Origin of the sequence: Streptomyces sp. NPDC060027 (assembly GCF_042737005.1) — a bacterium.
In the GTDB taxonomy this organism is placed as follows: Bacteria; Actinomycetota; Actinomycetes; order Streptomycetales; family Streptomycetaceae; genus Streptomyces.
Window position 1 is genome coordinate 20,942 of sequence record NZ_JBHWVI010000110.1, and the last position, 7,435, is coordinate 28,376.

Annotated in this window: 7 protein-coding genes and 1 pseudogene; 2 read left to right on the top strand and 6 right to left on the bottom strand. The window is 70.9% G+C overall.

The annotated features are described in order from the left end of the window. Window positions 1–8 precede the first annotated feature (8 nt). Both ACFWBT_RS25160 and ACFWBT_RS25165 read left to right on the top strand, forming a co-directional pair. On the top strand, window positions 9–827 hold the full coding sequence (locus tag ACFWBT_RS25160) for an inositol monophosphatase family protein (RefSeq protein ID WP_385704204.1): 819 nt from the start codon (window positions 9–11) through the stop codon (window positions 825–827). A 41-nt stretch (window positions 828–868) separates the two neighbouring features. Continuing rightward, window positions 869–1,465, top strand: a complete 597-nt coding sequence (locus ACFWBT_RS25165) for an NADPH-dependent F420 reductase (RefSeq protein ID WP_385704207.1) — start codon at window positions 869–871, stop codon at window positions 1,463–1,465. A 317-nt stretch (window positions 1,466–1,782) separates the two neighbouring features. Here ACFWBT_RS25165 and ACFWBT_RS25170 read toward each other — a convergent pair whose 3' ends face one another. The 6 genes and pseudogenes from ACFWBT_RS25170 to ACFWBT_RS25195 all read right to left on the bottom strand — a co-directional run. Next, window positions 1,783–3,720, bottom strand: a complete 1,938-nt coding sequence (locus tag ACFWBT_RS25170) for a glycoside hydrolase family 5 protein (RefSeq protein WP_385704210.1) — start codon at window positions 3,718–3,720, stop codon at window positions 1,783–1,785. Window positions 3,721–4,132: 412 nt separating this feature from the next. Continuing rightward, window positions 4,133–4,582, bottom strand: a complete 450-nt coding sequence (locus ACFWBT_RS25175; RefSeq protein WP_385704212.1) for a Clp protease N-terminal domain-containing protein — start codon at window positions 4,580–4,582, stop codon at window positions 4,133–4,135. Between the two features lie 146 nt (window positions 4,583–4,728). Beyond that, window positions 4,729–6,018: an MFS transporter gene (locus ACFWBT_RS25180; protein WP_385704215.1), complete on the bottom strand. Its 1,290-nt coding sequence runs from the start codon at window positions 6,016–6,018 to the stop codon at window positions 4,729–4,731. After that, window positions 6,015–6,485 carry a hypothetical protein gene (locus ACFWBT_RS25185; RefSeq protein ID WP_385704218.1) on the bottom strand — a complete coding sequence of 157 codons (471 nt, stop codon included), beginning with the start codon at window positions 6,483–6,485 and terminating at the stop codon, window positions 6,015–6,017. The genes ACFWBT_RS25180 and ACFWBT_RS25185 overlap by 4 nt, the downstream gene beginning before the upstream one ends. Window positions 6,486–6,502: 17 nt before the next feature. After that, window positions 6,503–6,700 carry a hypothetical protein gene (locus ACFWBT_RS25190; RefSeq protein ID WP_385704221.1) on the bottom strand — a complete coding sequence of 66 codons (198 nt, stop codon included), beginning with the start codon at window positions 6,698–6,700 and terminating at the stop codon, window positions 6,503–6,505. After that, window positions 6,696–6,791 (bottom strand): annotated as a pseudogene (locus ACFWBT_RS25195) (biotin carboxylase N-terminal domain-containing protein); the annotation flags it as partial. The gene ACFWBT_RS25190 and the pseudogene ACFWBT_RS25195, both read right to left, overlap by 5 nt. Window positions 6,792–7,435: the final 644 nt, after the last annotated feature.

The window sequence follows — 7,435 nt, forward strand, 5'->3', positions numbered from 1 at the left end:
GTTCCACCATGTCCGAAACGCTTCAGACCACTGACGTCGCCGCCTCCGACGCCGACCTGCTCGGGCAGACCGCGCTCGTCGTGCGCGCGGCCGGTTCGGCGCTGCGCGAGCGCTTCGGCGAGGTGGTCCGCCACCAGACCCGCGAAGAGCTGATGCATGCCCTCGCCGCCAACGACGACGCGGCCCTCGACATCCTGCGCCCGGGCCTCACGCGCCTGCGCCCGGACGCCGGCTGGGTGGAGGACGAGCTGGACGGTGGGGCGCTGCCGCCCGGCGAATGGTGGGTCGTGGATCCGGCCGAAGGCAACGTCAACCACCTGCACGCCCTGCCGGAGTGGGCGGTGACCGCCACCCTCGTGCGCGAGAATCAGCCGGTGCTCACCGCGGTCCATCTGCCGCTGACCGGCGAGACCTACACCGCGCTCGCCGGCGCGGGCGCCCACCTCGACGGCCGGCCGCTGCACGTCTCGCCGACCGCGGACCTCGGCCTGAGCATCGTGGCGACCAGCCAGGCCCGGCCGGACGAGGACGAGAAGGTCGTGCGGCGCGTCGGCTCCTCGATCACCGCGATGCTCTTCGGCGCGCTCGTCGTCCGCGCCGCCGTGCCCGCGACCCTGCACCTGCTGAACGTGGCCGCCGGCCGGATCGACGCCTTCTGGCAGTTCGCCGGCGCCCGCGCCGACCTGCTGCCCGGGGCGCTGCTCGTCACCGAGGCCGGCGGACAGATCTCCGACGCCGAAGGGCGCCCCTGGACCCCGCAGAGCGAGAGTTTCCTGGCCGCCGCGCCCGGGGTCCACGCCGAGGCCGTCGCCACGCTCTCGCGCTGACCGCGCACCACAATCTGCACGCACGGAAGGACCAGATCATCATGACCACGCTCGCAGTTCTCGGAAACGGCCGCGTCGGCGGCAACCTGGCCGCAGCCCTCACCCGGGCAGGGCATGAGGTGACCGTGGCGGACCGCGCTCCGGGCGCCGCCGCCGACGCTGCCCGGACAGCCCGGATCGTCATCAACGCCACCCCGGGCGCCGGTTCGCTGGACCGGCTCGTCGCCCTGCGCGAGGAGCTGCGCGGCAAGATCCTCGTCGACGTCTCCAACGCCACCGTCGACGGACCGGACGGACTGCCCGCCGACCTGATCTACCCCGGCTCAAGCCTCGCCGAGCAACTCCAGGAAGCGCTCCCTGAAACGCGCGTCGTCAAGACACTCAACACCATGCTCTTCCCGGTGATGACCGCGCCGGCCACGCTCACCCAGGCGCCCGACGCCTTCCTCTCGGGCGAGGACTCGCAGGCCAAGCAGACCGTCCGTGAACTGCTCATCAGCCTCGGTTGGCGCAAGGAGTGGATCACTGATCTCGGCGGCATCCAGACCGCCCGAGCCACTGAGGCCGCGATCCTGTTCGTACCGCACGTGATTCGGTCCAGCGGATTCGCTCCCTTCGCGATCTCGATCGCCCGCTGATCCGCACACAGCGCACCGCCCCCGGCGGACCCGCATCCAGAACGGAAGCGACAGCGCCGTGGCCGACGTGGTGGTGCCGCAGCGGCGGCGAAGCCTGGACCGGCGCCGAGCAGACGCCCGGAGCGAAGGAGTCGGCGCCCCGCGTAGATGTTCTGACACAGGACCAACCGGAACGGGGCTGTCGTGAACGAGTACGACCTTCGTGGGCCCTTGATGCCGAGTGTGGGGCGCCGCGGAAGTGGCGCCCCACATCGGTCCCGTCGGCAGCCGGGGCTACCCGGGATGATGCCGCGGCCCTGGCAGCGGGCGAGTGGCGATCAGGTCAGTTTGCGGCACAACAGGGCGGCCGGGCCCGGGTTGGCGCCGAGGCGTGTGGTGAAGGCGATCCCGGCGGCGTACTCGTCGTCGGCGCACTGGCCCTTGTAGTCGCCGTTGGCGAAGTCGCCGCCGGCGGCGGCGGTGGGCCGGTTGTCGGACCGGTCGAACCACACGGTTCGCCCGGCGCCCGCCAGCGAGTGGCCGGCGGGAACGCACAGGGCCGCCGACGTCCGGCCGCCGCGACGGCTGTAGCCGATGAGGAAGTTCCCCGCGGGACACTGCAACTTGGTGTACCCGGAGGCCCAGTCGCCGCCCGCGGGCACGTGGCGTTCGTCGGTGACGACCGTCTGCGTGGTGCCCGCGGCGCGAAGGTCGCCGGTGGAGACGTCGGTGCACAGCCCGCGAACGCCGCTGTGGCCGAGACCGATCAGGCGCTGGCCGTCGGGGCAAGCGGCCTTGGACGCACCCGAGTTCCAGTCGCCGCTCGCTCGCACCCGGAGCGACTGGACGTGGTCGCCGTGATCGGTGGCGAGCATGCTCCAGCTGGGGACCGCGGCGACGGACCCGGTGCGGGTCGGCGCGGTCATGAGCCGGTTCCACGCGGTCGCGCGCCAGTCGGCCTGGTCGAGGATGCCGTACCGGTTGCCCGAGGTGTCGTAGCGCAGCAGGGACCAGTCGTCGTGGCCCTCCCACCCGACGAGCGGCCAGTAGGCGAAGTCGGCGTCGTGGTCGGCGAAGTAGTCGGTGATGTTGCCGAACCAGGTACGGGCGGCGGCGCCGGTCTCGCCCGCTCCGATGCCGAACTCGCTGATCCACACCGGCGCGGTGAAGTGCTGGTTTCCCTCCGAGGAGACGAAGAAGGCCTGGTCGTCGAGGACTTGGCGGAGCTGATCGCGGGTGAGGTCCTGGTAGCGGGCGTCGTGGGTCTCGCCGATCCCGGTCGCGCCGCTGTGGTTGGGGCCGGTGTATCCGTAGAAGTGGGCGGAGTACACCAGCTTGTGCGTGGCGACGAGGGTGTGCGAGAGCGTGCGCGCGGGGGTGAGGGTGGGGCGGCCGTGCGGGAGTCCGTCGACCGGCAGCCCGGTCCAGTTGATGCCCTCGATGACGATGAGGAGGTCGGGGTTGGCCTCGGAGAGGATGCGGTCCGCGGCGAGCTGGGCGGCCGCGTACCAGTCGTGGGCGTCGCCCAGGCCCCAGTTGGGGTCGTCCAGTACGTCACGGCGTACCTCGTTGTAGAGGTCGGCCCCCACCACGCGCGGTTCACTGGCGTAGCGGCGGGCCATGAAGACCCAGTCGTCCGCCCACTGCTGGGTCGACTGTCCGCTGTTCCATCGTTCGTTGCCGTCGATGCCGCAGCACCAACGCGAGGTGTTGGTGTGGTTGTTGAGGATGACCGCGAACCCGTCCTGGGTGAGGGCGGCGACCACGGCGTCGTACACCTGCAGTGGTGTTCTGCCGCGCAGTCCCGGGTTGGCCGTGAGGGCGACGTCCGGAACAGGCGTCGTCGTATGGATCATCTCGTTGGAGAACGGTAGCCGGATGCTGTTGATGCCGAGCCGGTGGAAGTCGGAGAGCAGTTGGGGCAGGGGGACGCGGTCCAGGCCGAGGGGGATGCCGTAGGAGTTCTGTCCGGCGTGATGGTTGGCCGGGTCGGCGGCGCTGCCGCTGCCTGTCCAGGAGCCCTGCGCACCGTCCCAGTTGGCCGACTTCAGCCGGAAACGGTTGCCGTCGGCGTCGACGACGTACCGTCCGCGTGTGGACAACGGCGGTTGCCACGCCTCGCTCGCCTGTACGTCGGTCGCCTGTGCGTCGGCGGACGTCGTCTGCGCGATGCTCGCAGGGTCCGCGGTGGCGGCTACCGCCCCGGGGGCCGTGGCCAGCAGCAGGAGGGCCGCGGTCGCCAGTGTCAGGTACTTGCCAAATCTGAGGGTGGGCATCGGACCTCTGTGAGTGGGTGTTGGTGCGCGGACGTGGGGGTCTTCGCCGATCAGCGCCCAAGTGCGCGGGGTCCGTCGGTGAGTTCGTTCCTGACGGGCGGATTCGGTTCTTGGGCGGGCCTCTTGGGCGAACGTGCGCGTGCGGCTCTGGTGCGGCTTGTGCGGGCGGCGGCCACCGGTTCGGGAGATCCGGGTGTCGCCTCGGGTCGGGTCGCGATGACATGATCTTGGACAGGCGCTCATGGCCGCAACGTCGGCTACGCCACGGCGACTTCATCCTTCCCACCGACCACAGGAAGGTACCGGAGCCCGGCGGGATGGCGAGCCCCGGGCGTTGGTTCCGGTCAGTCCCGACGACGCGGCGGTCATCCGGACGGCGGTGTGGGACGCCGGCCGGATGACCGCCCCGTGGTCACACCGTCGAGTTCTTCCTCAGTGCGTCCAAGCTTTTGCGGACCGGAGCGTAGGAGAGGTCGAAGACGGCCCAGGCGCCTTTTCCGGGACGGTACTTGAGCGCCGCCAGCAGGATGTGCTCGGTGCCGAGCCGGCCGTCACCGATCTCCCCCATCTCGGCGGCCGCGCCCTCCAGCAGGGCCGCGTGCTCCTGGCTGGGCCGGATGTCGTCCGCGGACGTCCGCGACACCGGCGGAATCATCTGTCGGCCGCGATGGGCGGAGAATTCATGGAAAGCCGTCAGATCCACGCCGTTGGCGACCAGCAGGGCCGAGAAGGTGGAGTCATCCTGTGCACTCAGCACGGTGAGCAGATGAATGGTGAACAGTTCAGGACTGCGCTGGGCGGCGGCGAGTTCGCTCGCGGTCCCCATGGCCGTCGCCATACGGTCGGTGTACTGCACCTGCATGAGGAATTCCTTTCGGTTCGTGTTTTCCGGCGGCCGGACGGGCTCCGCATCGCGTCACTCGCGGACGCAGTCTTTACGGCATGACCACTCAAGAGGACTCCGTCCGAGGCGTATTCCGCGGCCGCGCCCAGCGCACCTCGCGCCCGTCAGGGGGCCCTCTTCTTCTCCGCGGGCCCTGGCTGCCGGGAAGCGCGGAGCGCGAGGAACGCCAGGGCCGCGAGACCGGTGGCCAAGGAGATCAGGCCACCGACGACGAGGGCCGAGCGAGCACCGTGGCGGGCGGCGATCCAGCCTGTCAGGAGGGCGCCGAAGGGCGTCGATCCTTGGAGCAGGAGGGTGTAGAGCGCCAGGATCCGGCCACGGAAGCCGGGGGCCGAGCCGAGTTGGACGCGGTGGTTGACGGCCTGGGTGAAGTAGAGGGCGGTGAAGCCCGTGACAGCCAGCAGAACCAGGGCGGTGCCTTGCCCCGGAGCGAGCCCGGTCAGTGCCTCCGCCGTACCGAAGGCGACGGCCGCTCCGGCCACCAGCAGCGCCGACGGGCGTCCCTTGCGTCCCGTGCCGACCAGGGCGCCGATCAGCGATCCCGCGGCGACGGCGGAGGTGAACAGCCCGAAGGACCCGGCGTCGGCGTGGAAGACCGTCTTGGCGAGCAGCGGCAGAGTGAGCTGGAAGTTCAGACCGAAGAGGGCGACGAGGGCGACCGTGAGAAGGGGCAGCAGCAGGTCGGGGCGCGCTGCGACGTACCGCAGCGCGTCGACGGAGCGTCCGTCACGCGCGGTGCTCCTTCCCCGAAGCAGTTCCTCGGGGCGCATCATCAGCAGCGCCGCCACGGTGGCCAGGTAGCTGACCGCGTTGAGCACCGACACGGTGCCGATGCCGAGCCAGGTGATCGCGAGACCGCCCAGCGCGGGTCCGAAGATGCGTGCCAGATTGAAGTAGGCGGCGCTCAGGGCCGAGGCGTTGGGCAGGAGTTCGCCGCCGACCATCTCATGCACGAAGGACATCCGGGTCGGCGTCTCGATCGCGTTGACCACGCCGAGGCAGAGGGCCAGGGCGCACACGTGCCATACGCGCACAGCTCCCGTGATGACCAAGGGAGCCAGGGTCACCGACAGGGCACCCGAGACGAGGTTGGCCGCGACGAGAATCGTGCGCTTGTCATGGCGGTCGGCGAGCCGGCCTCCGTAGAGCGAGAGAAACAGCATGGGGGCGAACTGGAGGGCTGTGACGATGCCGAGAACGCCGGCCGAGTCGTCGGACAGGGACAGCACCAGCCAGTCCTGCGTGACGATCATCATCCAGGTGCCCATGACCGAGATGAGCTGGCCGGTGAAGAACAGCCGGAAGTTGCGTACCGACAGGGACCGGCCGATGGCCTTGACCCGAGGGACGGGCCCGGCCGTGCGAGCGGTTCGCCGGGGCGCCTCCTGCCTCACGCGCCGACCTGCCCGCGCGGCGCGAGCAGTTCCTCCAGGAAGGCCAGGACACGCAGGTGGTAGGAACGGGCGGCCCACCCGAGGCTGAACCCCGCCGCCTTCGGGAGCCGCCGCGCGTGGTCGTCGAGTGCCGCGTGCAGCGTGGCGGACCGCTCGGTGAGGCTCTGCCCGTGCGGAAACTCGCGGGCGGAGCGACCGTAGCCTGGCCGGTCCAGGCTCAGTACCGCGAGACCGAGACGTGCCCCCAGCCCCAGCAGCGACCCGCTCGGATGCGCCTGCCGGTCGAAGCCCCCGGCCGTCATCCCGCCGCCGTGCGCGGCGACCACGCTCGCCCGGGGTGACGGGCCCGGCGGCTCGATGCGCAGTCTCGGCAGGGTGATGCCACCCGCGTCGAGGGTGACGTCCGTGACCCCGGTCGTCCTGGTCGCGTACGTCCGCTGCATGCCCCGGGGCTCCAGCCTTGCCACGGTCGTCTCCCTCCTGTTCACGCCGCGAACGGGCTTCGCTCGCACGCCTGTTGGAGCGCGGCCGCCCACCACATCGGCTGGCCGAGCACGGTATTCACCGCTGCCGAGAGACCCGGGGTGTCCCTCGGGTCGCCGTCCTCGTCGAAGTGGCTTCGCGCGTCCGCCAGGCTGACACCGTCGCGCAGGGTCGCCACTGGGAGTTCGGCGAAGGGCATACCCGGCGACGCTCGCGATCCCGGCACCCCGGCACGCCCGGGCCACGCGGACAGCGATCTCACCGCGGTTGGCGATGAGCACCTTGCGCACGATGGTCCATCCTTTGCTCGCTTGAGGGTCGGTCGAAAAAAGTCTGTCGAAGGTCGGTCGAGGGTCGGTGGAAGGTGGGGTCGAAACGCGGAAACTCCGTCGACCGCTGAACAGCTCCACCGAAACCGCGTCGGGGGTGGTCAGTCCTGGCGGGGCCGGTGGGCGACGCCCCGTACGGACGCCGATCGCCGACTCACGGGGCTGCCCGCCGCGAGACGCGGTACCCGCCCTGCTCGTCGTCCCGGCACCGGCGGGCGGGCCGCCGGCCACCGCGGAGCGCCGTACGCGCGGCGGGATCATTCTCGCGCCGGTGGGCCGAGGGGGCGGATCATTCCGGCCAGCGGCTGACTTCGAAACCGCAGACTCCACCGGCAGCGTCGTGGTGGCGACGGCCCCGCGGTCCTTGGTGAACGCGGCGTGGTCGCGCAGGTCCCAGGCGAAGACCGGGTGGCACACGTCGTGGGCGACCACCAGCGCGCCGGCGCCAGATGAGGCAGCCAGCGCTCCAGCAGCCGGGCGTGACCGGACTTGCGTCGGTTCTCGGTTCCTAGTGCCGCGGCAGGCAACGTTTGCCCGTCAAGGAGCGGCGCCCGGTGCGTGCTCTCGGTGTGCCGGCCGGAAGTCCTCGTACTGGATGTACTTGG

Coding starts and splice junctions, on each gene's coding strand:
- ACFWBT_RS25160 (WP_385704204.1), top strand. CDS start 9: ATGTCCGAAACGCTTCAGACCACTGACGTCGCCGCCTCCGACGCCGAC.
- ACFWBT_RS25165 (WP_385704207.1), top strand. CDS start 869: ATGACCACGCTCGCAGTTCTCGGAAACGGCCGCGTCGGCGGCAACCTG.
- ACFWBT_RS25170 (WP_385704210.1), bottom strand. CDS start 3,720: ATGCCCACCCTCAGATTTGGCAAGTACCTGACACTGGCGACCGCGGCC.
- ACFWBT_RS25175 (WP_385704212.1), bottom strand. CDS start 4,582: ATGCAGGTGCAGTACACCGACCGTATGGCGACGGCCATGGGGACCGCG.
- ACFWBT_RS25190 (WP_385704221.1), bottom strand. CDS start 6,700: ATGCCCTTCGCCGAACTCCCAGTGGCGACCCTGCGCGACGGTGTCAGC.